This is a genomic window from Bradyrhizobium sp. YCK136 (assembly GCF_044570075.1).
In the GTDB taxonomy this organism is placed as follows: Bacteria; Pseudomonadota; Alphaproteobacteria; order Rhizobiales; family Xanthobacteraceae; genus Bradyrhizobium; species Bradyrhizobium diazoefficiens.
Window position 1 is genome coordinate 5,239,817 of record NZ_CP172424.1, and the last position, 22,298, is coordinate 5,262,114.

Consider the following 22,298-nt stretch of genomic DNA (forward strand, 5'->3'; position numbering starts at 1 on the left):
CCGGGACTTGATTGACACCAACTCGACAAGTTCAAACAGGAGAAACCAGAATGAGTCACCGCAAGCTGATCGTCGCTGCCGCGATCATGTCGCTCGTCGCGTTGCCCGCCTTGGCGCAGACGAGCACGACGAACACCACCGATGAGAAGAACGGCCACCACTATTCGGGCGGGCCCAAGACCGAGGTCCCGCACCACATGGGCAAGAAAGAGAGCGACGGCGGATCGACCAGCGGATCGGGCGGCAGCCACCATTACGGCGGCGGACCGAAGACGGAAGTCCCGCATCACATGGGCCCGAAGAAGGAGCAATGACGATCGCGCTGTGATCTCGCGGCTTGCGAGCCGCGGGATCACCGCAGAGCCCTATGTCCTAAGCTCGCAATTGATCAGACCCGTCGACTGAGATTTGAACTGATTGTAAGACGAGGTCCGTTCAACTCGTTCCAAGAAAGAGCGCAAGATGGCTCAGATTTCCGGATATGTCGGTCACAGTTACCGGCTTGTCATCGGCCGGCACCGTCGCTGCGCCGGGCCTCAAGGTTGGAGATCGTGTCATCCAGGCCTCGTCACCCCCCCTCAATGGCAACGTGAACATCTTCGAAGCCGTCGTCACGGTCGATGATCAATTGCAACAATTCACCGCTTTCGGTGCTTCGACAGCGGTCACATTCGAAATCCTGGCGCTCCGCCTTTGACACGCCAGCCTCAAAACGAATTCGCCCGGGAGCGGTCATCCGCTCCCGGGCGATTATCTGGACGTCGTAAGATTTAGTTCGGCACCGCAGCCTTGGGCGCGGGCTTGGCCGCGACCGCATTCGCGGTGACGCCGTGCAGGAAGTCGTAGGCCGCGTGCAGGGCCTTGTCGTCCTCCTCTTTCGGCGGGACGTAGGACTGCGATCCGGTCTGCTCGGTGCCGTCGGCAGCCTGCAGGTGGCCGCGCATCTGGGACTCCGCCATGGTATCCATCCGGCCCTTCAGCTCGGGCGGCACGTCCTGGAGGATCTCGATGTCGGGCGCAATACCCTGGGCCTGGATCGAGCGGCCGGACGGCGTGTAGTAGCGCGCCGTGGTCAGCGCCAGCGCGCCATTGCCGGCGCCGAGCGGAATGATGGTCTGCACCGAGCCCTTGCCGAACGAGCGCGTGCCGATGATCGTGGCACGCTTGTGGTCATGCAGCGCGCCGGCGACGATCTCCGAGGCCGAAGCCGAGCCGCCATTGACCAGAACCACCAGCGGCTTGCCCTTGGTGAGGTCGCCGCCATGCGCGGTGAAGCGCTGGGTTTCCTCCGGATTGCGGCCGCGGGTCGAGACCACCTCGCCGCGCTGAAGGAACGCGCTCGACACCGACACGGCCTGGTCGAGCAAGCCGCCCGGATTGTTGCGCAGGTCCATCACATAGCCCGCGAGCTTCTCCTGCGGGATCTCCCTGGAGATCGCCGCGATCGCCTTCTTCAGACCGTCGGTGGTCTGCTCGTTGAACGAGGTGACGCGGATATAGCCGATGTCGCCATTCTCGACGTGGAAGCGGACCGGCCGCACATGGATGATCTCGCGGGTGATCGCGATGTCGAGCGGGGCGTCGGCGCCCTTGCGCACGATGGTGAGCTTGGTCTTGGTGTCGACCGGGCCCTTCATCTTGTTGACGGCCTGCTCGAGCGTCATGCCCTGCACGGCATCGCCATCGATCTTGCTGATGAGATCGCCGGACATGATGCCGGCCTTGGACGCCGGCGTGTCGTCGATCGGCGAGACGACCTTGACCAGGCCCTCCTCCATCGTGACCTCGATGCCGAGCCCGCCGAACTCGCCGGAGGTGGTCTCCTGCATCTCGGTCCAGGCCTTGTCGTTCATGTAGCGCGAATGCGGATCGAGCGAGGTCACCATGCCGGTGATCGCGCCTTCGATCAGCTTGGCGTTGTCGGGCTTCTCGACATAGCTCGCCTTCACGCGCTCGAAGACTTCGCCGAACAAGTTGAGCTGTGAATAGGCATCATCCGCGCCCGCCGCCGCCCGTGCCGCCCATACTCCGCCGTGCGGACTGGCTACCAGAAGGGTCAAACACGCTCCGGTGAGCGCGCCCAGGGGGAACAGCAGGGTTTTCCGCATGGATAGGCTGGCCTTTTTGCTTGGCGGTTCTCTTGGGCTTGGGAGGCGCCATGCAAATGGCGATCCAGCCCGCTTCTCACAATACCATTCTGGTTTCTTCAAGGCCGGGACGCCGCGCCGGCGGGTACACCGTAAAAATCCCTTCGCCCGGACCTAAACTTTTGGCAACGTTCCGAAACCGTTTCATGCAAAGCAGGAATCGGTCGATCGACCCGCGCCTCGCAGCTATGCGATTTTAGGATGGTTTTGGAGAGCCGGACGGGTTAGGCGATGAAACAAGGCTTCAAATTCTCGGGAGGATAATAATGAACGAAAAACCCCGCATCCAGCCGGAAAGGAACGTCGAACTCGGCGCCAGCAGCGAGCCGTTCCAGAATCTGCACGAATTCATCCGCAAAGCACGCGCCAACCTCAACCAGAATGCCTGGGACTATATCGTCGGCGCCGCCGAGACCGAGACCACGATGCGCCGCAACCGGATGGCGCTGGACGAGATCGCTTTTCGCCCGCGCGTGCTGCGCGACGTGCGCAAGGTCGATGGCTCCGTCGAGCAGTTCGGCCGCAGGATGCGCCTGCCGGTGGTGCTCGCCCCTGTCGGCGCGCTCGAGATCTTCGATCCGGATGGCGCCGCGAGCGTCGCGCGCGCCGCCGGCACCTTTGGGGCGGCGCACATGCTGAGCTCGGTGTCCGAGCCTGGCCTGGAGAAGACCGCCGCAGCCGCCCCCGACGCGCTGCGTCTCTACCAGCTCTACGTGCGCGGCGACGACGCCTTCGTCGCCGATGTCGTCAGCCGGGCCGAAAAGCACGCTTACGCCGCCTTCTGCCTGACCGTCGACACCGCCCATTACAGCCGTCGCGAACGTGACATCGCCAAGCGCTACGTTCGCGAGAGCCGCCTGCGCGCCACCGGCGGCGATTTCCAGAAAGGCCTGGAATGGCGGACCGTGAAGATGATAAAGGACAAGTTCAAGATTCCGCTGATCCTGAAAGGTATCGCCACCGCCGAGGACGCCCTGATCGCGCTCGATCACGGCGTCGAATGGATCTACGTCTCCAACCATGGCGGCCGCCAGCTCGATCACGGCCGCGGCGCCATGCATGTGCTGCCTGAGATCGTCGAGGCCGTGAAGGGCCGCGCCAAGATCATGGTCGATGGCGGCTTCGGCCGCGGCACCGACATCGTCAAGGCGATCGCGGCGGGCGCCGACCTCGTCGGCATCGGCCGGTTGCAATGCTGGGCGCTGGCGGCGGCCGGCGAAGCCGGCGTGACGCGGATGCTGGAGCTTCTGGAGGACGAGGTGCTGCGCTGCCTCGGCCTGTTGGGCGCCACCTCGTTCGCCGAGGTCAACAAGTCCTGCCTGCATCCGGCCACCGCGACGAACACGCCGAGCGTGTTCAGCGCGTTCCCGCTGTTCGACCACGAACCTTACCGGTACTGATCCGAAAGGACGCAATGACCTCGCTCTCTCCCGGCAGCGCGGATGCGCTTCTGTTCGACCTCGGGCGCGTCGTGCTCGACATCGATTTCTCCAAGGCGATCGCCTGCTGGGCGGGACACGCCGGCTGCAAGCCGGAGGCAATCGTTGCGCGCTATGTGCGCGACAGCGAGGCGTATCGGCTGCACGAGGTCGGCAAGATCAGCGACGAGGAGTATTTCGCCTCGCTACGGGCCTCGCTCGGGATCGGCATCTCGGATGCGCAATTCCTCGAGGGCTGGAACGCGATCTTCGCGGGTGAAATGCCCGATGTCGCGGAGCTGTTGCCGCGTGCGGCGAAGCAGATGCCGCTCTACGCCTTCTCCAACACCAACCAGCCGCATGTCGACCATTTCTCGAAGGAATACGCCGACCTGCTCGGCCATTTCCGCGAGCTGTACCTGTCGTCCAGCATCGGCCTGCGCAAGCCGGACGCGGCGGCGTTCGACCATGTCGTGGCGGCCATCGGTGTGCCCGCCAGGCGCATCGTGTTCTTCGATGACCTCGCCGAAAACGTCGAGGGAGCGCGAGCGCGCGGATTGACCGCGGTGCATGTGACCTCGCCCCGCGATGTCGGCGACGCGCTCGAGGCGCTGGGAATCTGATCGAGACGCATCGGCTGGCGGGTGAAACCGGGGAGCTCCCGGAACCGATCTAGCCGAAATGAGGAACCAAATCGCTTTGTACATTTTTATACAGAGTTCCGGGAACGGAATGCCCGCTTCCGGACTCTTGAGTCCGTTGGGACTTCTACAGACGGACGTATCATCGTGTTGGGCAAAACCTACCTCACCAAACAAGCCTCTCTTCTGCTCGAATTCGCCAGAACGACTTCGGATTCTGACCTCTCCGCCAAGCTGATCAGCAAGGCCGCCGACCTGAAATCCCAGGCCGATCCGCTGCCCGACAAGGATCAAGGCCCCAAGCCCCCTGACGTGGCTCCCGACGTGGCGCCGGACCTCCGTCCGGACCGCCAGACCGGTCGATGACCGATGCTGGCCGTGGCTCCCGTCATTGTCGTCCTTGCCATGGCCACGCTCGTTCCCGTCTTTCTCGTCCGTCAGATCATGCCGCGGCAGAGCTGACGGTCCCTCATGACTGGACGGATCAAGCAGGATAAATCCTGATCCGGTCCCATTTTGCTTCATCGCCCGCGCTCGGCTAGAACTCTTGCCGCCCATTCGTCCAGACTTTCCGAGCAGGAGTTTCGCCGTGGCCTTGATGCCGGTTTCTGACGCGCTCGCCGCGGTGCTGGCCGGCGCGGAGCCGCTGCCTGAAGAGATGATTCCCCTCGACGAGGCCTACCACCGCGTGCTCGCACGCGACGTCGCGGCGCGGCGTACCCAGCCGCCCGAGGCGATGTCGGCCATGGACGGCTACGCCGTGCGCGCAGCCGATGCGGCCAGGGTCGACGCGCAGCTCACCATGATCGGCGAGGTCGCGGCGGGCCGGCCGTTCGCGGGAGCGGTCGGCGCCGGCGAAGCGGTACGAATCTTCACCGGCGGCGTCGTTCCCGCCGGCGCGGACGCGGTCGTGATCCAGGAGGATACGGTCGCCGAGGGCAAGCGCATCACGATCAAGGAAGCCGCTATCGCCGGTCGGCACATCCGGCCCGCCGGCGTCGACTTCCGCGAGGGCGACGTGCTCCTTCGCAAGGGAACCCGGCTCACCGAGCGCGACCTCGCGCTCGCCGCCGGGATGAACCATCCAGACCTGCCCATCCGCCGCCGTCCGAAGGTCGCGATCCTCGCCACCGGCGACGAGCTGGTGATGCCGGGCACCACGCCGGGCCCCGGCCAGATCGTCTATTCCAACGGCTATGCCCTGCACGCCCTCGCCCGCCAGGAGGGCGCAGATACCATCGACCTCGGCGTTGCCGCCGATACGCTGGAGGCCACCACAGCCGGCATCCGCCGTGCCCGAGAGAGCGGCGCCGACATCCTGATCACGATCGGCGGCGCCTCGGTCGGCGACCACGATCTGGTCCAGCAGGCGCTGAAGGCCGAAGGCATTGCGATGGCGTTCTGGAAGATCGCGATGCGGCCGGGCAAGCCGATGATGCACGGCCGGCTAGGGGCGATGGGTGTGATCGGCCTGCCCGGCAATCCCGTGTCGTCCTATGTGTGTGGCTTCCTGTTCATGGTTCCGTTGATTCGCGCCCTGTCGGGCCGCGCCGTGATTCACCATCGTCGCGAGCGCGCCGTGCTCGGCCGCGATGTCGGTGCCAATGACCAGCGCGAGGACTATCTTCGTGCGCGCCTGGAGCGGCGCGACGACGGCATGCTTGTCGCCCTTCCCGTCAATCATCAGGATTCCTCGCTGCTTGCGAATCTCGCTGCGGCGCAGGCACTTCTCGTGCGCGCGCCGTTCGCGCCGAAGGTCGAGGCAGGCGCGCCTTGCGAGGTGCTGCGACTGCCCGCCTGAACGCACTGGTCCTGCGCGTTCCGCGAACTTTGTCGCGTTCACGGTAAATTAAGCAGTTGCGGAACACATATCGAACATATAGTGTCCGTTCATGATTTGTTTCGAGCATCTGGCGGCTCGCCGCTGAATTCACCGTCTCGGAATCGAACGACATCAACCGGGGGATTTGGTCGAGATGTTAACGCGCAAACAATACGAGCTTCTGCGATTCATCAGCGAGCGTTTGAAGGAAAGCGGTGTGCCGCCCTCCTTCGACGAGATGAAGGACGCGCTCGACCTGCGCTCGAAGTCAGGCATCCATCGCCTGATCACCGCACTGGAGGAGCGCGGCTTCATCCGGCGCCTGCCCAACCGGGCCCGCGCGATCGAGGTGATCAAGTTGCCCGAGCTGCAGGCCGCCGCCGGCAACCGCCGTGGCTTCACTCCGAGCGTCATCGAGGGCAATCTCGGCAAGGTGCGAGCGAGCTCCAGCGCGGACGAGGGCGAACGCCCCGTCGCGGTGCCGGTGATGGGCCGCATCGCGGCCGGCACGCCGATCGAAGCGTTGCAGACCCGCAGCCACACCATCAGCGTACCGCCCGACATGCTCGGCTCGGGCGAGCACTACGCGCTCGAAGTGCGCGGCGACTCGATGGTCGAAGCCGGCATCCTCGACGGCGACATGGCGCTGATCCAGCGCAATGAGAGCGCCGACACCGGCGACATCGTGGTGGCGCTGATCGACGACGAGGAAGCGACGCTGAAGCGCTTCCGCCGCCGCGGCGCCTCGATCGCGCTCGAGCCCGCCAATGCGGCCTATGAGGTCCGCATCCTGCCGCCCAACCGGGTGAAGATTCAGGGCAAGCTGATCGGCCTGTACCGGAAGTACTGAGCGTGATCCGGACTGGAGGGCCGCGTTAGCACAAAGTGCGCAGCGGTTTTCCCTCGCGACAAGCGCAGGACGCGCTTGCGCGGAGATCATGCTCAAACAATCACCTAAAGCGCGGCCCGCCGGTTGGCGACCCGCGCGTTGACGATTGGAGCGACGATTGTCCGCTCCAGCTGGATAGTCTTTCTGGTTTTGCTCAGATTATCCGGCCCCTCTCTAGCGCTACATCCTCGCGACGCAGCACGAAGCCCTCATCGCTTCGTGGCCCTGGAGATCGAGGAGACAATCAATGCGCAAGATCGTTTTGAGCACCGTCACGGTGGCGCTGATCACAGCATCCGCGTCGCAAGTCTTCGCCGCACCGTCGCACCATGCCCGCAAGGCAACGCAGACGACGAGCGAGCAATTGCGCAATGCCCGCAACGCCGTCGCGCAGCCGTCGCAACCCGCCTGGCAATATTCGGGCTGGTCGGCACCTGCAGGTCGCTGACGGAGACGCACGCCAAATGCACGGAAGCGGTTTTTGTTCCTGAGGCATTTGAAAAAGATATTGTGATGGCAGCCTGCGGACCCAAGCCGCAGATTTGCCTACAACCAAGAAGACGCTAACATGCTTCCACTCTGATAGAGGCCAGTGCCTCCGAAGGAGGCGCGGGTCGCTATCCCTGAATGAGGAGCACCCGATGTGTGACTACAGCCTGCATGCCGTCGCGACGCGTCCCGCACAAGTCGGCGAGACGATCGTCACGACCACCTTCCGCGGCACCTCGACGCGCGGCTTCGCCTCCGAGGCCGACATGTCCGTCGCGGTCTGCCTGCTGCCGGGGACGGAGCTCGCCTTCGCCGACAACGTCCGCTACGACAATCGCTGGATCTGGACGCGCACCATCAACTCCCGCGTCGGCAAGTTCGGCAAGATCGATCCGCACATTCCCGATCGCCATCATGACGCGATCGAATTCCCCGACGGCAAATACGTACTCGTGACGCAACTCGTCGAAGGCCAGCGCGCGACCGTGCTGCAATTGCCGGTGACCCAGCCGGCCGGCGAGCGTGAACACAAGCCGGAGATCATCGCCGACAGGCCGACGATCACACGCCTGCCGATCGGCTGATGTACCTCCCCCCGGCGCAGAGGTCGGGGCCGGGATTGAAATTGCCATCGCCGGCCGTGGCCGGCGAGATGGTATGATTTGCGTCTTCCGGAATCCAATCCGCCGAGATCAGGCTCGCACCTGCCCATCGCACGAAGTTTGCGCGGCCCTGCCTGAATTTTGAACGTCCGTTCCGCGGCCAGATCGCCGATGCTGTCAAAGGCTTGAGGCGGCGGACACGTTCGATGAAAACCTTCATTCGCGTCGTTGAACTCTGGGTGCCGGACCGGACGCGCATGCGGCTGGAATTCGGCGGCGGCCTCTACGGCGAAGGGCTGTCCGCGTTCAAGGCCGTGAGCGAGGACTTGCGCTTCGGATACGACGAGGGCCTTCCCGGCAAGGCCTGGGCCAGCGGCCATCCCGTGATCCTCACCAAATTCGCCAACTCCTATTTCAAGCGGACCGACCAGGCGCTCGCGGCCGGCCTCACCTGTGGCGTGGCGGTGCCGGTGTTTTCAGGCGAATTCTTGCACGCCGTCATGGTGCTGTTCTGCGGCGACGACGAGGCGCATGTCGGCGCAATCGAGCTCTGGCACAACGATCCCGATAGCTCCCACGAGATGGGGCTCGTCGACGGCTACTATGGCACCGCCGACATGTTCGAATTCAACTCCCGCCACACCAGGTTTCCCCGCGGCTTCGGCCTGCCCGGACGCACCTGGAAAGCGGGCCTGCCGCTGATCATCAAGGACCTGCACAACGCCAGGAGTTTTCTGCGCTGGGAAGACGCCGCCGAGGTCGGGATCAATCTCGGCGTCGGCGTGCCCTATCGGACTGGCACCGACCAGACCTGGGTGCTGACTTTCCTCTCCGCACAGGCGACGCCGATTGCGCGACGCTTCGAGATCTGGGTGCCGAACGAGGCCCGTTCGGCACTGGTCTTTCGCGCTGGCGATTGCAGCGCGCAGACAGACCTTGCCGCGCTCTATGCGGACAAATCTATCGCCAGGGGCGACGGCAGCATCGGCGGAGCCTGGGCCACCGGCATGCCCGCGCTCAACGACGATCTCGGGCACGACGGCTCGGCCGCAGCCGCGGAGGCCCGCGCAATCGGACTGAGCCAGATGGTGGCCCTGCCGGTAATAGGGAGTGCCGGGCTCGAAGCCGTGCTGGCCTGGTACCTGTAAGCCGTCCGCTCAATCCTCGGCCTGCAGGTCGGCCTCGGACGGCGTCGCGTCCCGGTTACGGGGGGCTGCCGCCTGCGGCGCAAGGCTCACGCTGAAATCGCCCTCGCCGGCGGTCGCCGGCGACCACGGACGATCGGTGCCTCTCGCTTTCACCGCCTGAACCGCAAAGCCGTCGCCGCGCCGTGTCAGAGCGAGCGCGCCTTGCGCCGCGAGTCGCTGCCGGTCGACCACCATCGCCACACAATCCGGTGGCGCCGGTCGCGCCGTCACCACCAGCGCAGCGCGGCTGCAATCATCCGCCAGAGCGTCGATGCGCAAGGCCAGCGCGACCAGGCGCCCGTCGGCGAGCGGCGTCACGCAGCCGGCCTCGTCGCACGACACGCCGGCGGCGAGCGAGGGACTACCGGCATCGCGCGGATCGGCGTCGGCAGCCAACCACTCCTTCAGCAGAAAGCCGTCCTTGTTCGCCCGGATCATTTGCAGGTGCCCGTCCCTGCCCCGCACCGCGACACTCTGGCCGTCCCCGGCGATCAGAATATCCGGCTGCCGGCCTGCCAGCCCCCAGAGGATCGCGACCAACAGCACCAGCGCGCCTGACCAGCGTAAGGGCGTGCGCAGCAGGCCCATCACGATGATCCCGAGGCTCGCCGCGATCAGCGGCGCAATGCCGAACGCCGGGATGCGGCCGACCGCGCCCGGCAGCGCGGCCACCCAGCGCGAGACCGCGACCATCCAGTCGATGCCGATCCCCATCAGCCACCAGAACACGCCGTCGAGCCCGAACGGCGCCGCGAGCAATCCGAGCAGTCCCGCCGGCATCACCAGCGCCGACACCACCGGCATCGCCCCGAGGTTGGCAAGCACGCCGAACGGGGTGACGCGGTGGAAGTGGAAGGCCGCATAGGGCGTGGTCGCAAGCCCCGCGATCAGCGAGGCCAGAAACAGCATCGCGATCTCGCGGCCGCCCCACATCGCGATGCGCGCGGTCGCCGAATGATCGGGCGAAGCGAACAGGTTCGGCATGCCGATCTGCACCAGCGCAACCAGCCCCAGCGTTGCCGCAAACGACATCTGGAAGCTCGGATGCACCAGCGCTTCGGGCGCGACCGCGAGCACGATCAACGCGGCCACGGCCAGCGTGCGGAAGGTGATGGCGCGTCGGTCGACCATGACGGCGATCAGCACCACGGCGGTCATGAAGAACGAGCGTTGCGTCGCGACCTCCGCGCCCGAGAGCAGCAGATAGAATGCGGCGGCCACCAGCGCCGCAGCCGCCGACCATTTCTTGATGGGGAAGCCGACCGCCAATCCCGGAATCAGAGCGAGCAGCGCGCGGACCGCGAAGAACACGACGCCGGCGACCACCGCCATGTGGTAACCGGAGATCGAGAGCACATGGCCCAGCCCTGAAATGAACATGGCATCGTTGACGGGCGTGGTGATCGCGTCGCGCCGCCCCGTCAGCAGCGCCGTCGCGATCGCGCGATTGTCGCCTTCGAGCGTTGCCCGGATGCGCGCGTCGATCGCATCGCGCAGGCCCTGCATGAAGGCGGCATAGCGCAGCCGCAAGCCACCGGCATCGGGCGGCACCGCTGCCGTGATCGCCCCCATCACGAAGCCGGAGGCGCCGATGCCCTGGAAAAACATGTCGCGCGAGAAATCGTAGCTGCCGGGGCGCACCGGCGAAATCGGCGGCATCAGCCGCGCCTTCAACTGCACGAAGCTGCCGACCTCCGGCGCAGTCCCCTTGCGCACCGAGAGGCGCACGCGCTCCAGCTTCACCTCGCTCCGCTGCGCCTCCATCGCGGCGACACGCAGCACGAAACGGTCGGTGCGCTCGCGGATGTCGCGCGTCTCGACGAAGCCCGACAACGACACCGAATAGAGCGGTTTTGCGAGAACGGTGTGAGCAATGCGCGCCGTCTTCCAGGTCGCCACGGCAAAACCGGCCGCAATCGCCGCGATCATGATCGCGGGGGCGAACAGCCGGCTCCGCCGCAACAGGACGGCGCCAAGCATGAGCGCGGTGGCCGTCGCGCCAACGACCCACAGCACCGGCTCGTGATCGGCCGCAAAGTAGAGCGCGATCCCGCTGCCGAAGGCCACAGGCACCCACGGCAACAGCCGCCCGGCGCCGGCCTCGGCGCGCATCCATCCGCGCAGTGTCTCGACGAGTGCGGGCCAGGCGCCAAATCCCGCCGGCGCAAAGCCGCCGGCCGGAGCAGCCCGGCCAACGGGCCAGGTCCCCGCAATCCCTTGGGACCGTGCTGGCCGGCCCGGCTCCGCCATTCCCTGCACCTTGCGATACGCGACGGAGGCCGAAGCTACCGGAACGTGCAGGGCGGCGAATAGCGGTACAGATCAGGAACGAACTCGATCGAGCCCTACTTTTCCTCTTCCATCGTCACGGCGACATCCGCCTTGGCCGACAGCCGGACCTTGTTGCCCTCGACGCCGGCGACGAGGCCCTTGTCGATGAAGTGATGATGGCTCCTGTGGCTGCCCTCGCCGCTGTCCTTCTTGGTCAGTTTGATCCGATGGCCCTCGACCTTGTCGACGGTGCCGATGTGGACGCCGTCGGCACCGATGACTTCCATATGCTCTGCAATGTTCTGCATGGCGGGCTCCTCGCTCGGGACCCACACAACGCCCGAGAGGTCCTTTCCGTTCATTCGTGACACGACCGCCCGGCGCGATGGGCGACTGTTCTGTCTCTGGACGGGGGCAGCCTGGGTTCGGGTCGATTGAGCCGAAAGTCTCATAAGGGGCCGGCCTTGGCAGGACTAAACTGCTCTCCACGCCTCCCCCGCACAGACGGGCCAGGTCGTGACAGCTCGCGGTACCGAAGGCCGCCGAAGCTCTTCTCAGGTGGTTCAAGGTTCCTCTGAGACCAGGCGTTGCGGACGCAACTCGCAATTCTCGCCTGTAGCGTCGCACACCAAACGCACTCCGCGAGCGAACTGGCGCTGAAATGCGCGAGGAGTGGGTTTGAGTTTGATAGGAGCAGCACATGGCAGTTCAAGTACCGCACGATTTCCGCCGCGTGATCGTTGCTGCATCGGTGGGAAACGTCATCGAATGGTATGATTTCTATATCTTTGGCAGCCTGGCCGCCGTTCTGTCGGTCAAGTTCTTCGAGCAATCCCACCCGGTTGCAGCCCTCCTCAGCACGATCGCTCTGTTCACTGCGGGCTTCCTGATCCGCCCGCTGGGAGCCTTCCTCTTTGGATGGATGGGTGACAGGGTCGGACGAAAATATACATTCCTCATCACGCTGAGCGGAATGGGACTGGGTACGGGGGCAATCGGGTTGATCCCGACCTACCAGTCCATCGGTCTAACGGCGGCGTTCCTTCTGTTCGGCCTGCGCATGATCCAGGGTCTGTGCCTGGGCGGCGAATATGGCGGCGCCATCACCTATGTCGCGGAGCATGTGCCGGACGACAAGCGCGGCTACTACACCGGCTGGCTACAGACCTCTCCGACTCTCGGCATCGTGGTGTCGCTGGCCGTGATCGTCCTGACACGGACCTGGTTCGGCAATCAGGTCTTCGACGAATGGGCCTGGCGCGTTCCGTTCCTGGTGTCTTTCCTGCTGGTGGCCATCGCGATCTACATTCGGCTCCAGCTCCAGGAGACGCCGATCTTCCAGGAGATCAGGGCCCGCGGCCAAATGACGACGAATCCGTGGAAGGAGGCCTTCCTCAGCTCCAACATCAAATACATCGGGATCGCGATCGTGGTCCTGATCGGACAGGGCGTGGTCTGGTACAGCGGCCAGTTCTGGGCGCTGTACTTCCTGCAGCAGGTCTCCAAGGTGGATGCGCTGACCTCGGCCTACATCGTGGGAGCCGCGCTGCTGATCGCAACGCCGAGCCTGATCTTCTTCGGCTGGCTGTCGGATCAGATCGGCCGCAAGCCGGTGATCCTGGGCGGCATGCTGCTCGCTGCGATCACGTACTATCCGCTCTATCTGTGGCTGGGAACGGTCACGCAGCCCGGCAACATCAACTATCCGACCGCGATCTTCATCATCTTCATCCTGGTTTGCTACGTCGGGATGGTGTACGGGCCGGTCGGCGCGTTTCTGGCGGAATTCTTCCCCGCCAGGATCAGGTACACGTCGGTCTCCGTGCCGTACCACATCGGCAACGGTTGGGGTGGCGGATTGGTGCCGTTCATCACCTCGGCGGCATTCGCCGCGACCGGCAGCATCGGCTACGCGCTGATCTACCCGATTGCGGTGCCTGCGGTGTGCTTCGTGCTTGCGGTCTTCCTGATGCCGGAGACTCGCAAGATCAGCATCTGGCAACCGATCGAGCCCAGAGCCGCATTGTAACGTAACCACCTCTCCTCCGGCCGCCAGCCGATGGCGGTCGGAGAGAAGCCGGCAACCTCTCGTCTCAGCCGGCGCGGTGAGGCCAGTGATCGTGCCACCAGGTGCTGAAGTCGCGATCGGTTATCAATTCCCAAGCAGCGAGCAAGATCACCAATAGGCCCGACAATACGCTGCTGACCGTGGCCGATACCGGCTCATAGCCAATGGACCAAGGCGCCAGCACCAGAGCCAAGCCCAGCAGCATTTCGCCCCACTCTTCCAGGTAGGACGGGACGACAAAGGCCTCCACGGCAAACAGCATGACGCCGAGCCCGAGTGCGATGGTGATCCAGACAGCAGCCCCGGATAAGCCGAGGACGAAGGACGACAGGACCAGCCACACGCCCACCAACAGGCTACCAGCGTCTTGCCAATGTTGGATGCGCATGATGCTCACCTCCCTTCTCGTATTTATGTGGGGGCGCACCGATGAAGAATCATCCCTCCGACCTGCGCTGTGTTGCCGCGACCAGGAGCCGGCGCCCCATCCGGCCGCCCATGCCCCGGAAAGGGCCCTTGCAAGTGCGGCGCACCAGGATGCAGACTATCGGCGCTTGACAGGTGTCAATGTCTGCCGTTCTCGGCCCACCCGGTTCGCGCCCAGAACAAGAGGGAGATGACGCCATGCGAGAAATGGAAATCCACGATTATGCGCGGCAGTTGCTGGAAGCCCATGGCCCCAAGGCCATTGCGGAGGCCGCTCAAAACGCCATCGACCTCGAGCAGAAGGGCGAGCTCGAATTGGCAAAAACCTGGCGGCACATCGAAGACGCGATGAAGCTGATGCGCGGGCCGCATCAAAGCTGACTGCCGTCGCGCGAAGCTTGCCTGACTGCGGCGACAACGCCGAACGTGGATCACAGTCCGTCGCGAGCCGCTAGGTTGCGGCCGAACGGCTACGCGATCTCGGGACGCTGACCTGGGAGCGAAGCCATGGTTGCGAAATGTACGACAGCCGAAGACCTCGTGAAGGCGATCACGGACGAGAAAGTCCAGATGATCGATTTGCGGTTCACCGACCTGCCGGGGGTGTGGCAACATTTTTCCGTCCCCCCGAGCGCGGTGAGTGCCGATGCACTCAATGAGGGCATTGGATTCGATGGCTCATCGATCCGAGGCTTCCAGGAGATCCAGGAAAGCGACATGCTGGTCGTCGCCGATCCGACGACGGCATTCGTCGACCCCTATAGTCCGGCCAAAACGCTGGCTCTCATCTGCAACATCCGCGACCCCGTGACCGGCCAGTCCTATAGCCGGGATGCCCGCTACATCGCCCAGAAAGCCGAAATCCACCTTAAGGGCACCGGGCGCGCCGATACGAGCTATTTCGGCCCGGAAGCGGAGTTCTTCGTCTTCGACGAGGTGCGCTACGCACAGGGCATCAACTACGCCATGCACGCAGTCGACTCCAGCGAAGGCAGCTGGAACACCGGCTCTGAGGAAGGGCCGAACCTCGGCCACAAACCGCGCCCGAAGGAGGGATACTTTCCCGTTCCCCCGACCGACAGCATGCAGGCGCTGCGCACCGAAATGGTGCTGACGATGGAATCTCTGGGGATCCAGATCGAGGCCCATCACCATGAAGTCGCAACCGGCGGCCAAAACGAGATCGACATGCGTTTCACCACCCTCACCCGGATGGCCGACAACCTGATGATCTACAAATACGTGGTGAAGAACACCGCGCATCAGCACGGCAAGACCGCGACATTCATGCCGAAGCCGCTGTTCGAGGACAACGCTTCGGGCATGCACGTTCACCAATCGCTCTGGAAGGGTGAGACAAATCTGTTCTACGATAAAGGTGACTACGCCGAGTTGAGCCAGCTCGGCCGCTACTATATCGGCGGGCTATTGAGCCACGCCTGGGCGTTGTGCGGGCTTTGCGCCCCCACGACGAATTCCTATCGGCGTCTGGTGCCGGGCTATGAAGCTCCGATCAACCTCGTCTACTCCCAGCGCAATCGCTCCGCCTGCTGCCGGATCCCAATGTATTCGCCGAATCCGCGCGCCAAGCGCGTCGAGTTTCGTTCGCCGGATCCGTCCTGCAATCCCTACCTGGCCTTCGCGGCAATGCTGATGGCTGGCCTCGACGGTATCGACAAGCAGATCGACCCCGGCAGCCCGATCGACAAGAATCTCTACGACCTCCCGCCTACTGAGGCGAAGGAGGTGAAGTCCACGCCAGGATCGCTGGACCAGGCGCTCGACGCGCTCGAGCGCGATCACGCATTCCTGCTGCGCGGCGACGTCTTCACCGCCGACGTGATCGAAACCTGGCTCGACTACAAGCGCAAGAAGGAGGTCGACCCGATCCGCCTGCGACCTCATCCCTACGAGTTCCATTTGTATTACGACATCTAGAACGGGATGACGCCGGGACCGCATCCTGATCCGTAACCGGCCTACGGCTCAATCAGCGGCGTCTTGGACGAGACGTGGTGGCTGACGATTTTCCATTCGCCGTCTTCACGAAGGATCACCCAGGTGATTCTCACCACCAGCGGCTCGGCATCCTTCTCGACAGCAAAGGATGCCGTGCCTGCGACGTTGATCAGGTCAGCTGCCGCCTGCGCCGTCCTGACATCGGTGAATTGGACCGATGGCGATTGCCATCGCGGCAGCCCCTCGAAATAGGCCTGCACGCCATCATTGCCGCGGTAGACGTTCGGATTCGAGCCGAAGAAGAACGCGTTCCTCGAATAAAGCGAGGCGAGTACCGCGGCATCAAGCCTACTGAATGCCGCAGCCCATTTTGCCATGATGCCGGCGACGATCTGGTCAATCATGGGTGAGCCTCACGACAAGTCGAATGGCAACTTTCGCATCTGAGCATTCGAGAAATATTCCACCCTAGCGCCGGGCTGCTCCTTCCGGACAAGCATTGCGATTGCGATGCCCTCCTGATCGAGCCGGTCGTTCTCGGCCTTGTCTCCAAACTGGCTGTAGTGCGCACTTTCGTACGCGACCAACCAACTTTCGATTCGTTTCGTTAGATCAGCGGAAAGCCCAACGTTCTCCAGATCGAGATACCCGCCAGCGGTCCCATCCCGCACGCCAGTTCCCGACAGCATTCCATCGATGATCAAATACTGCATCATCAAACTTAGGGAGCCTCAACCTTTCGCGACTTCCTTCGCGAACGTGTCGCGCAGGCCGATGGTGCGTGAAAACACCGGCTTGCCGGGCGTCGAGTCCTTGTCGCGCACGAAATAGCCCTGGCGCTCGAACTGCATCGGCTCGGTGGAATTGCTCTCCGCCACTGATGCCTCGATGCGCGCGTCGCTGAGGATCTCCAGCGACTGCGGATTGAGATCGGCGGCAAAGTTCGAGGCGTCCGGGCTCGGGTTCGCGAACAGCTGGTTGTAGATGCGGATCTCCGCCGGCTTCGACGCTGCCGCCGACAGCCAGTGCATGGTCGCCTTCACCTTGCGGCCGTCGGGCGCATTGCCGCCCCTGGTCGCGGGATCGTAGGTGCAGCGCAGCTCCACGACCTCGCCGCTCTCGTTCTTGATCACGCCGGTGCATTTGACGAAATAGGCGTAGCGCAGCCGGACCTCGTTGCCGGGCGACAGGCGGAAGAACTTCTTGGGCGGGTTCTCCATGAAGTCGTCCTGCTCGATATAGAGCTCGCGGCCGAACGTGATCTTCCGCGTGCCGGCGGAGGGATCGTCCGGATGGTTGATCGCATCGAGCTCCTCGGTCTGCCCCTCCGGATAGTTCTCGATCACGACCTTGAGCGGCTTCAGCACCGCCATGCGGCGCTGCGCGGTGCGGTTCAGCTCCTCGCGGATGCAGAATTCGAGCATGCCGACATCGACCACGCTGTTGGCCTTGGCGACGCCGATGCGCTTGACGAATTCACGCAGCGCCGCCGGCGGCACACCGCGACGGCGCATGCCCGCCATGGTCGGCATGCGCGGATCGTCCCAACCCGCGACATGGCCCTCGCGCACGAGCTGGGTCAGCACGCGCTTCGAGAGCAGCGTGTAGGTCAGGTTCAGCCGCGCGAACTCGTACTGGTGCGGCTTCGACGGCACCGGCAGCTTCTCGATGAACCAGTCGTAGAGCGGCCGGTGGTCCTCGAACTCCAGCGTGCAGATCGAGTGCGTGATGCCCTCGATCGCGTCCGACTGGCCGTGGGCATAGTCGTAGCTCGGATAGATGCACCATGCGTTGCCGGTGCGCGGATGATGCGCATGCAGGATGCGGTACAGCACGGGATCGCGCAGATTGATGTTGCCCGCGGCCATGTCGATCTTGGCCCGCAGCACGCGCGCGCCGTTGGGGAATTCGCCCGCCTTCATGCGGCGGAACAGGTCGAGGTTCTCATCCACGCTGCGGTCGCGGAACGGCGAGTTCTTGCCGGGCTCGGTCAGCGTGCCGCGGGAGGTGCGGATCTCCTCCTGGGTCTGGTCGTCGACATAGGCGAGCCCGTCGCGGATCAGCGTCTCCGCCCATTCGTACAGGCGGTCGAAATAATCCGAGGCAAAGAACAGGTTCTTGCCCCAGTCGAAGCCGAGCCAGTGCACGTCGGCCTGGATGGAATCGATATATTCCTGCTCTTCCTTGACCGGATTGGTGTCGTCGAAGCGCAGATGGCAGCGGCCCGGAAACTCCTGGGCGATGCCGAAATTGAGCGCGATCGACTTGGCGTGGCCGATATGCAGGTAGCCGTTCGGCTCCGGCGGGAACCGGGTCACGATCTCCCTGTATTTGGCCTGATCGAGGTCGGCCTGAATGATGTCACGAATGAAATCGCGCCCAACCTCAGCTGCCACCGGTTCTGTCATTACGAAAATCCTGTAGGGAAATCAGCGGTCCTTCTGCCAAATTCGCGAGGCTGAGCCAAGAGCATAAGCAAGGCCTGGCAGGTCCGCCGTGGGCTTTAGTTATGCTCCGGTCCTGCTATACACCACCGCTTCCAATGCATAGGCCCTGCCAAGAATGACCGATTCCGTCGTCACCCGCTTTGCTCCCTCGCCGACCGGCTTCCTCCATATCGGGGGTGCCCGCACGGCGCTGTTCAACTGGCTCTATGCGAAGAAGCATGGCGGCAAGATGCTGCTCCGGATCGAGGACACCGACCGGGAGCGCTCCACAGAGGCGGCGATCGGCGCCATCCTCGACGGGTTGAAATGGCTCGAGCTCGGCTGGGACGGCGACGTCATCTACCAGTTCAGCCGCGCCGCCCGCCACCGCGAGGTCGCCGAGCAGCTGCTTGCCGACGGCAAGGCCTATCGCTGCTACGCCACCGCCGAGGAGCTCACCGCCATGCGTGAGAAGGCGCGCGCGGAGGGCCGCACCCGCCTCTATGACGGCATGTGGCGGGACCGCGACCCGGCCACGGCTCCGAGCGACGTCAAGCCCACCATTCGCCTGCGCGCGCCGCAGACCGGCGAGACCGTGATCGAGGACCAGGTCCAGGGCCGCGTGGTCTGGCAGAACGAGAACCTCGACGACCTCGTCCTTTTGCGCGGCGATGGCAACCCGACCTACATGCTCGCGGTGGTCGTGGACGACCACGACATGGGCGTCACCCACGTCATCCGCGGCGACGACCATCTGATCAACGCCGCCCGCCAGAAGCAGATCTATGATGCGATGGGCTGGGCGCTGCCGAGCATGTCCCACATCCCCCTGATCCACGGCCCGGACGGCTCGAAGCTGTCGAAGCGCCACGGTGCACTCGGCGTCGACGCCTACCGCGCCATGGGGTACCTGCCGGCCGCACTCCGCAACTACCTCGTGCGGCTCGGCTGGAGCCATGGCGACCAGGAGATCTTCTCGACCGAGGAGATGATCGCGGCGTTCGACCTCTCGAGCGTAGGCCGCGCCGCCGCTCGCTTCGACTTCGCCAAGCTCGAAAACCTCAACGGCCATTACATCCGCCACGCCGACGATCAATCACTCGTGAAGATGTTCGAGGATGTGCTGGACCACGTCGTGCCCAGCCGCGACGAGCTTAAGGCCAAGTTAAACGACACCACGCGCGCGCAGCTTCTCAAGGCCATGCCGGCCCTGAAGGAGCGCGCCAAGACGCTGATCGAGCTGATCGACAGCGCCTATTTCATCTTCGCCGACCGGCCCCTGGAGCTCGATCCCAAGGCGCAGGCGCTGCTGACGCCCGACAACCGCAAGCTGATCGGCCAGCTTCATTCCGCGCTGGAGAATGTCGAGACATGGAGCGGCGCCACGACGGAAGCCGCGCTGCGCGCCTTTGCCGAGGAAAATAGTCTCAAGCTTGGCGCGGTCGCCCAGCCCTTACGGGCCGCGCTGACCGGACGGACCACGTCGCCTGGTATATTTGAGGTTTTGGACGTGCTGGGACGCCAGGAAAGTTTGGGCCGGCTTAAGGATCAGGCCAGGGACTAGGCAGGGACCAGGCTAGACGTAAGTCGAGCATGCGCGGCGCCATCTTGCAGCGCACACAGCAATAATATACCCATCTCCCCCGTACCTTCTGGAACATCCGGCCTGCCCCACCATGTTATTGGGACCTTCCGGGTCCGGCCCGTTTCACCATACATCGGGGACCTACGATGGACGCAAAAGCAAGCAATAAGACCGCCACGCTGACGGTCGGAAACAAGAACTACGATCTCCCGATCCACAGCGGCAGCGTCGGGCCTGATGTCATCGATATCGGCAAGCTCTACGGCCAGTCGGGCCTGTTCACCTATGACCCGGGCTTCACCTCGACCGCGAGCTGCCAGTCCAAGATCACCTATATCGACGGCGACGCGGGCGTGCTGGAATACCGCGGCTATCCGATCGAGCAGCTCGCCGAGAACGGCGACTTCCTGGAGACCTGCTACCTCCTGCTCTACGGGAACCTGCCGACCGCCGCGCAGAAGAAGGATTTCGACGACCGCGTGATCCATCACACGATGGTGCACGAGCAGATGGCCCGCTTCTTCCAGGGCTTCCGCCGCGACGCCCATCCGATGGCCGTCATGGTGGCCTCCGTCGGCGCGCTCGCCGCGTTCTACCACGACTCCACCGACATCAACGACCCGAAGCAGCGCATGATCGCTTCCATGCGCATGATCGCGAAGATCCCGACGCTGGCGGCGATGGCCTACAAGTACACGATCGGCCAGCCCTTCGTGTATCCGAAGAACTCGCTGAAGTTCGCCGAGAACTTCCTGCACATGTGCTTCGCCGTGCCGTGCGAGGAGTACAAGATCAATCCGGTGCTGGCTGACGCGCTGGACAAGATCTTCATCCTGCACGCCGACCACGAGCAGAACGCCTCGACCTCGACGGTGCGCATCGCCGGCTCCTCCGGCGCCAACCCGTTCGCCTGCATCGCCGCCGGCATCGCCTGCCTCTGGGGCCCGGCCCATGGCGGCGCCAACGAAGCCGCGCTCGCGATGCTCGCCGAGATCGGTTCGGTCGACAAGATTCCGGAATTCATCGCCAAGGTGAAGGACAAGAACAGCGAAGTCCGCCTGATGGGCTTCGGTCATCGCGTCTACAAGAACTACGATCCGCGCGCCAAGATCATGCAGAAGATGTGTCACGCCGTGCTCAAGGAGACCGGCCATGGCGACGATCCGATGCTGAAGGTGGCGATGGAGCTCGAGAAGATCGCGCTCAGCGACCAGTACTTCATCGACCGCAAGCTCTACCCGAACGTCGACTTCTATTCGGGCATCACGCTGAAGGCGATGGGCTTTCCGGTCTCGATGTTCACCGTGCTGTTCGCGGTCGCCCGCACCGTCGGCTGGATCAGCCAGTGGAGCGAGATGATCGAGGATCCGCAGCAAAAGATTGGCCGTCCGCGCCAGCTCTACACCGGCGTCACCCGCCGCGACTACGTGGCGATCAAGGATCGCAAGTAAGTCTTCAGCCAGCACGGCTTTCGAAACGGTGCCATCTCACGATGGCGCCGTTTTTGTTTGGCAGGATACCGGGAACAGCGAGCAAAGCGCAGGGCGAGCCGATGCGGATCACGAACCCGGTGGACGGATGGCTGCAGGTGGTGGCCTGTTCACCGTTCCCCGATGCGGCCGGCGAGATGGTGCTTTATCCCCGGTGCGACATTGACGGGGTCGTCACCGCGGAGCGCATCGCGGCGACCGCCGTGCGGTACAGCGCTTACGACGTTCCCAAGCCGAAATGGCCGCGTCCCGGGACGGTGCTTCCGGTCACCCTGGACCTCGCTGATCCCACACGGTTCAGGATCGAATGGGATTTGGTGCCGACCGAGCGAGACGCGTCCGAACGGCTCGCGGAGCATTTGCGCGGCGAGCAGCAGGCCGACACGCCAAGCCGCCGGCCGTTTCCCGGCATCTGGCGCGAGGTGGAGCACTCGGCATCGTCGCCCGGTCTGGTCAATGGCCTGACGCCTCAGCAGATGGAGATTGCGCTTGCCGGCGGCGCCGCAGCCCTCGGCCTGATCCCGACCACGGCGAAGGTGTTGACCGCGCACGAGGTGCAACCGAGCAGCGCTCCGGGCGGGACGTGGGACATTGCAGTCTCGGTGAACGACCCGAACGGCGGACCGGGTTGGGAAGCGGTTACGCGCATGTCATTCAGCAGCTCGCGCCGCCGCGAAAGCCGCACCGTCGTCGGGGACGAGTTGCCAGTCCTGGTCGACCCGGACAATCGCAACCGGATCATCGTCGACGTCGCCCGTCTCTCCTGAGTGGTGTCGCTGCTCTGCGAATGCAGGCTGCGCTCATCAATCTTGTTGCCGCGCACAACAACAAGTCGGTGCCTCTCCCCCGCAAACGCTTGACAGTTGAAACGCTCCGCG

The 22,298-nt window shown here is 64.1% G+C and carries 23 protein-coding genes; 16 read left to right on the forward strand and 7 right to left on the reverse strand.

The window, feature by feature from the left end; all coding sequences use genetic code 11:
• Positions 1-50 precede the first annotated feature (50 nt).
• Both ACFLEY_RS25690 and ACFLEY_RS25695 read left to right on the forward strand, forming a co-directional pair.
• Positions 51-314 carry a hypothetical protein gene (locus tag ACFLEY_RS25690; protein WP_060912373.1) on the forward strand — a complete coding sequence of 88 codons (264 nt, stop codon included), beginning with the start codon at positions 51-53 and terminating at the stop codon, positions 312-314.
• A 167-nt stretch (positions 315-481) separates the two neighbouring features.
• Positions 482-697, forward strand: a complete 216-nt coding sequence (locus ACFLEY_RS25695; protein WP_060912374.1) for a hypothetical protein — start codon at positions 482-484, stop codon at positions 695-697.
• 73 nt (positions 698-770) lie between these two features.
• On the opposite strand, the gene ACFLEY_RS25700 is transcribed toward ACFLEY_RS25695, so the two are convergent.
• Positions 771-2,108: a S41 family peptidase gene (locus ACFLEY_RS25700; protein ID WP_011087590.1), complete on the reverse strand. Its 1,338-nt coding sequence runs from the start codon at positions 2,106-2,108 to the stop codon at positions 771-773.
• A 305-nt stretch (positions 2,109-2,413) separates the two neighbouring features.
• Between ACFLEY_RS25700 and ACFLEY_RS25705 the strand changes: the two genes are divergently transcribed.
• The 8 genes from ACFLEY_RS25705 (at position 2,414) to ACFLEY_RS25740 (ending at position 9,156) form a co-directional block, all read left to right on the forward strand.
• A complete protein-coding gene (locus ACFLEY_RS25705) occupies positions 2,414-3,547 on the forward strand; it encodes an alpha-hydroxy acid oxidase (protein ID WP_011087591.1) in 1,134 nt (377 codons plus the stop codon).
• A 14-nt stretch (positions 3,548-3,561) separates the two neighbouring features.
• Entirely contained in the window at positions 3,562-4,188 is a 627-nt protein-coding gene (locus ACFLEY_RS25710) for an HAD family phosphatase (RefSeq protein WP_060912376.1), read from the forward strand.
• A gap of 165 nt (positions 4,189-4,353) precedes the next feature.
• Positions 4,354-4,572 (forward strand): hypothetical protein, encoded by a 219-nt coding sequence (locus ACFLEY_RS25715; protein ID WP_038967214.1) that lies wholly within the window; start codon positions 4,354-4,356, stop codon positions 4,570-4,572.
• Positions 4,573-4,795: 223 nt separating this feature from the next.
• On the forward strand, positions 4,796-6,007 hold the full coding sequence (gene glp / locus ACFLEY_RS25720) for a gephyrin-like molybdotransferase Glp (protein WP_028171783.1): 1,212 nt from the start codon (positions 4,796-4,798) through the stop codon (positions 6,005-6,007).
• Between the two features lie 175 nt (positions 6,008-6,182).
• Positions 6,183-6,878 carry a transcriptional repressor LexA gene (lexA, locus tag ACFLEY_RS25725; protein WP_011087594.1) on the forward strand — a complete coding sequence of 232 codons (696 nt, stop codon included), beginning with the start codon at positions 6,183-6,185 and terminating at the stop codon, positions 6,876-6,878.
• Between the two features lie 286 nt (positions 6,879-7,164).
• Positions 7,165-7,365: a hypothetical protein gene (locus tag ACFLEY_RS25730; RefSeq protein WP_060912377.1), complete on the forward strand. Its 201-nt coding sequence runs from the start codon at positions 7,165-7,167 to the stop codon at positions 7,363-7,365.
• 193 nt (positions 7,366-7,558) lie between these two features.
• Positions 7,559-7,990: a hypothetical protein gene (locus tag ACFLEY_RS25735; RefSeq protein WP_028171781.1), complete on the forward strand. Its 432-nt coding sequence runs from the start codon at positions 7,559-7,561 to the stop codon at positions 7,988-7,990.
• Between the two features lie 224 nt (positions 7,991-8,214).
• On the forward strand, positions 8,215-9,156 hold the full coding sequence (locus tag ACFLEY_RS25740) for a GAF domain-containing protein (protein WP_060912379.1): 942 nt from the start codon (positions 8,215-8,217) through the stop codon (positions 9,154-9,156).
• 9 nt (positions 9,157-9,165) lie between these two features.
• Here the strand turns inward: ACFLEY_RS25740 and ACFLEY_RS25745 are convergent, their stop codons facing one another.
• Both ACFLEY_RS25745 and ACFLEY_RS25750 read right to left on the reverse strand, forming a co-directional pair.
• Entirely contained in the window at positions 9,166-11,445 is a 2,280-nt protein-coding gene (locus ACFLEY_RS25745; protein WP_396604240.1) for a ComEC/Rec2 family competence protein, read from the reverse strand.
• 95 nt (positions 11,446-11,540) lie between these two features.
• Positions 11,541-11,774, reverse strand: coding sequence for a DUF2171 domain-containing protein (locus ACFLEY_RS25750; protein WP_060913115.1), 234 nt, complete (start codon positions 11,772-11,774; stop codon positions 11,541-11,543).
• 392 nt (positions 11,775-12,166) lie between these two features.
• On the opposite strand from ACFLEY_RS25750, the gene ACFLEY_RS25755 reads away from it, so the two are divergent.
• Positions 12,167-13,495 (forward strand): MFS transporter, encoded by a 1,329-nt coding sequence (locus tag ACFLEY_RS25755; protein WP_060912380.1) that lies wholly within the window; start codon positions 12,167-12,169, stop codon positions 13,493-13,495.
• 64 nt (positions 13,496-13,559) lie between these two features.
• On the opposite strand, the gene ACFLEY_RS25760 is transcribed toward ACFLEY_RS25755, so the two are convergent.
• Positions 13,560-13,922 carry an SPW repeat protein gene (locus ACFLEY_RS25760; protein WP_060913116.1) on the reverse strand — a complete coding sequence of 121 codons (363 nt, stop codon included), beginning with the start codon at positions 13,920-13,922 and terminating at the stop codon, positions 13,560-13,562.
• Positions 13,923-14,158: 236 nt separating this feature from the next.
• Here ACFLEY_RS25760 and ACFLEY_RS25765 point away from each other — a divergent pair, with 236 nt between their 5' ends.
• Positions 14,159-14,341, forward strand: a complete 183-nt coding sequence (locus ACFLEY_RS25765) for a hypothetical protein (protein WP_028171775.1) — start codon at positions 14,159-14,161, stop codon at positions 14,339-14,341.
• 126 nt (positions 14,342-14,467) lie between these two features.
• Entirely contained in the window at positions 14,468-15,898 is a 1,431-nt protein-coding gene (gene glnA, locus ACFLEY_RS25770; protein ID WP_060912381.1) for a type I glutamate--ammonia ligase, read from the forward strand.
• Between the two features lie 41 nt (positions 15,899-15,939).
• Here the strand turns inward: glnA and ACFLEY_RS25775 are convergent, their stop codons facing one another.
• Genes ACFLEY_RS25775 through ACFLEY_RS25785 form a run of 3 tightly spaced genes read right to left on the reverse strand, consistent with a single transcriptional unit; the run spans position 15,940 to position 18,327 of the window.
• On the reverse strand, positions 15,940-16,323 hold the full coding sequence (locus tag ACFLEY_RS25775) for a nuclear transport factor 2 family protein (RefSeq protein WP_060912382.1): 384 nt from the start codon (positions 16,321-16,323) through the stop codon (positions 15,940-15,942).
• 9 nt (positions 16,324-16,332) lie between these two features.
• The gene (locus ACFLEY_RS25780) at positions 16,333-16,635 is read right to left on the reverse strand and encodes a hypothetical protein (protein WP_060912383.1); all 303 of its coding nucleotides are present in this window, start codon (positions 16,633-16,635) and stop codon (positions 16,333-16,335) included.
• Positions 16,636-16,650: 15 nt separating this feature from the next.
• Positions 16,651-18,327: a glutamine--tRNA ligase/YqeY domain fusion protein gene (locus ACFLEY_RS25785; RefSeq protein ID WP_060912384.1), complete on the reverse strand. Its 1,677-nt coding sequence runs from the start codon at positions 18,325-18,327 to the stop codon at positions 16,651-16,653.
• A 154-nt stretch (positions 18,328-18,481) separates the two neighbouring features.
• On the opposite strand from ACFLEY_RS25785, the gene gltX reads away from it, so the two are divergent.
• The 3 genes from gltX (at position 18,482) to ACFLEY_RS25800 (ending at position 22,187) form a co-directional block, all read left to right on the forward strand.
• Complete coding sequence (gltX, locus tag ACFLEY_RS25790; RefSeq protein WP_060912385.1) at positions 18,482-19,909, forward strand: glutamate--tRNA ligase; 1,428 nt, start codon at positions 18,482-18,484, stop codon at positions 19,907-19,909.
• A 167-nt stretch (positions 19,910-20,076) separates the two neighbouring features.
• Positions 20,077-21,381 carry a citrate synthase gene (gene gltA / locus ACFLEY_RS25795; protein ID WP_011087607.1) on the forward strand — a complete coding sequence of 435 codons (1,305 nt, stop codon included), beginning with the start codon at positions 20,077-20,079 and terminating at the stop codon, positions 21,379-21,381.
• Positions 21,382-21,422: 41 nt separating this feature from the next.
• Positions 21,423-22,187, forward strand: coding sequence for a hypothetical protein (locus ACFLEY_RS25800; protein ID WP_060912386.1), 765 nt, complete (start codon positions 21,423-21,425; stop codon positions 22,185-22,187).
• Positions 22,188-22,298 lie beyond the last annotated feature (111 nt).

Excerpts from the sequence above, each read along its gene's own strand:
- ACFLEY_RS25690 (WP_060912373.1), top strand. The coding sequence starts at position 51 with ATGAGTCACCGCAAGCTGATCGTCGCTGCCGCGATCATGTCGCTCGTC.
- ACFLEY_RS25695 (WP_060912374.1), top strand. The coding sequence starts at position 482 with ATGTCGGTCACAGTTACCGGCTTGTCATCGGCCGGCACCGTCGCTGCG.
- ACFLEY_RS25700 (WP_011087590.1), bottom strand. The coding sequence starts at position 2,108 with ATGCGGAAAACCCTGCTGTTCCCCCTGGGCGCGCTCACCGGAGCGTGT.
- ACFLEY_RS25705 (WP_011087591.1), top strand. The coding sequence starts at position 2,414 with ATGAACGAAAAACCCCGCATCCAGCCGGAAAGGAACGTCGAACTCGGC.
- ACFLEY_RS25710 (WP_060912376.1), top strand. The coding sequence starts at position 3,562 with ATGACCTCGCTCTCTCCCGGCAGCGCGGATGCGCTTCTGTTCGACCTC.
- lexA (WP_011087594.1), top strand. The coding sequence starts at position 6,183 with ATGTTAACGCGCAAACAATACGAGCTTCTGCGATTCATCAGCGAGCGT.
- ACFLEY_RS25730 (WP_060912377.1), top strand. The coding sequence starts at position 7,165 with ATGCGCAAGATCGTTTTGAGCACCGTCACGGTGGCGCTGATCACAGCA.
- ACFLEY_RS25735 (WP_028171781.1), top strand. The coding sequence starts at position 7,559 with ATGTGTGACTACAGCCTGCATGCCGTCGCGACGCGTCCCGCACAAGTC.
- ACFLEY_RS25740 (WP_060912379.1), top strand. The coding sequence starts at position 8,215 with ATGAAAACCTTCATTCGCGTCGTTGAACTCTGGGTGCCGGACCGGACG.
- ACFLEY_RS25745 (WP_396604240.1), bottom strand. The coding sequence starts at position 11,445 with ATGGCGGAGCCGGGCCGGCCAGCACGGTCCCAAGGGATTGCGGGGACC.
- ACFLEY_RS25750 (WP_060913115.1), bottom strand. The coding sequence starts at position 11,774 with ATGCAGAACATTGCAGAGCATATGGAAGTCATCGGTGCCGACGGCGTC.
- ACFLEY_RS25755 (WP_060912380.1), top strand. The coding sequence starts at position 12,167 with ATGGCAGTTCAAGTACCGCACGATTTCCGCCGCGTGATCGTTGCTGCA.
- ACFLEY_RS25760 (WP_060913116.1), bottom strand. The coding sequence starts at position 13,922 with ATGCGCATCCAACATTGGCAAGACGCTGGTAGCCTGTTGGTGGGCGTG.
- ACFLEY_RS25765 (WP_028171775.1), top strand. The coding sequence starts at position 14,159 with ATGCGAGAAATGGAAATCCACGATTATGCGCGGCAGTTGCTGGAAGCC.
- glnA (WP_060912381.1), top strand. The coding sequence starts at position 14,468 with ATGGTTGCGAAATGTACGACAGCCGAAGACCTCGTGAAGGCGATCACG.
- ACFLEY_RS25775 (WP_060912382.1), bottom strand. The coding sequence starts at position 16,323 with ATGATTGACCAGATCGTCGCCGGCATCATGGCAAAATGGGCTGCGGCA.
- ACFLEY_RS25780 (WP_060912383.1), bottom strand. The coding sequence starts at position 16,635 with ATGATGCAGTATTTGATCATCGATGGAATGCTGTCGGGAACTGGCGTG.
- ACFLEY_RS25785 (WP_060912384.1), bottom strand. The coding sequence starts at position 18,327 with ATGACAGAACCGGTGGCAGCTGAGGTTGGGCGCGATTTCATTCGTGAC.
- gltX (WP_060912385.1), top strand. The coding sequence starts at position 18,482 with ATGACCGATTCCGTCGTCACCCGCTTTGCTCCCTCGCCGACCGGCTTC.
- gltA (WP_011087607.1), top strand. The coding sequence starts at position 20,077 with ATGGACGCAAAAGCAAGCAATAAGACCGCCACGCTGACGGTCGGAAAC.
- ACFLEY_RS25800 (WP_060912386.1), top strand. The coding sequence starts at position 21,423 with ATGGCGCCGTTTTTGTTTGGCAGGATACCGGGAACAGCGAGCAAAGCG.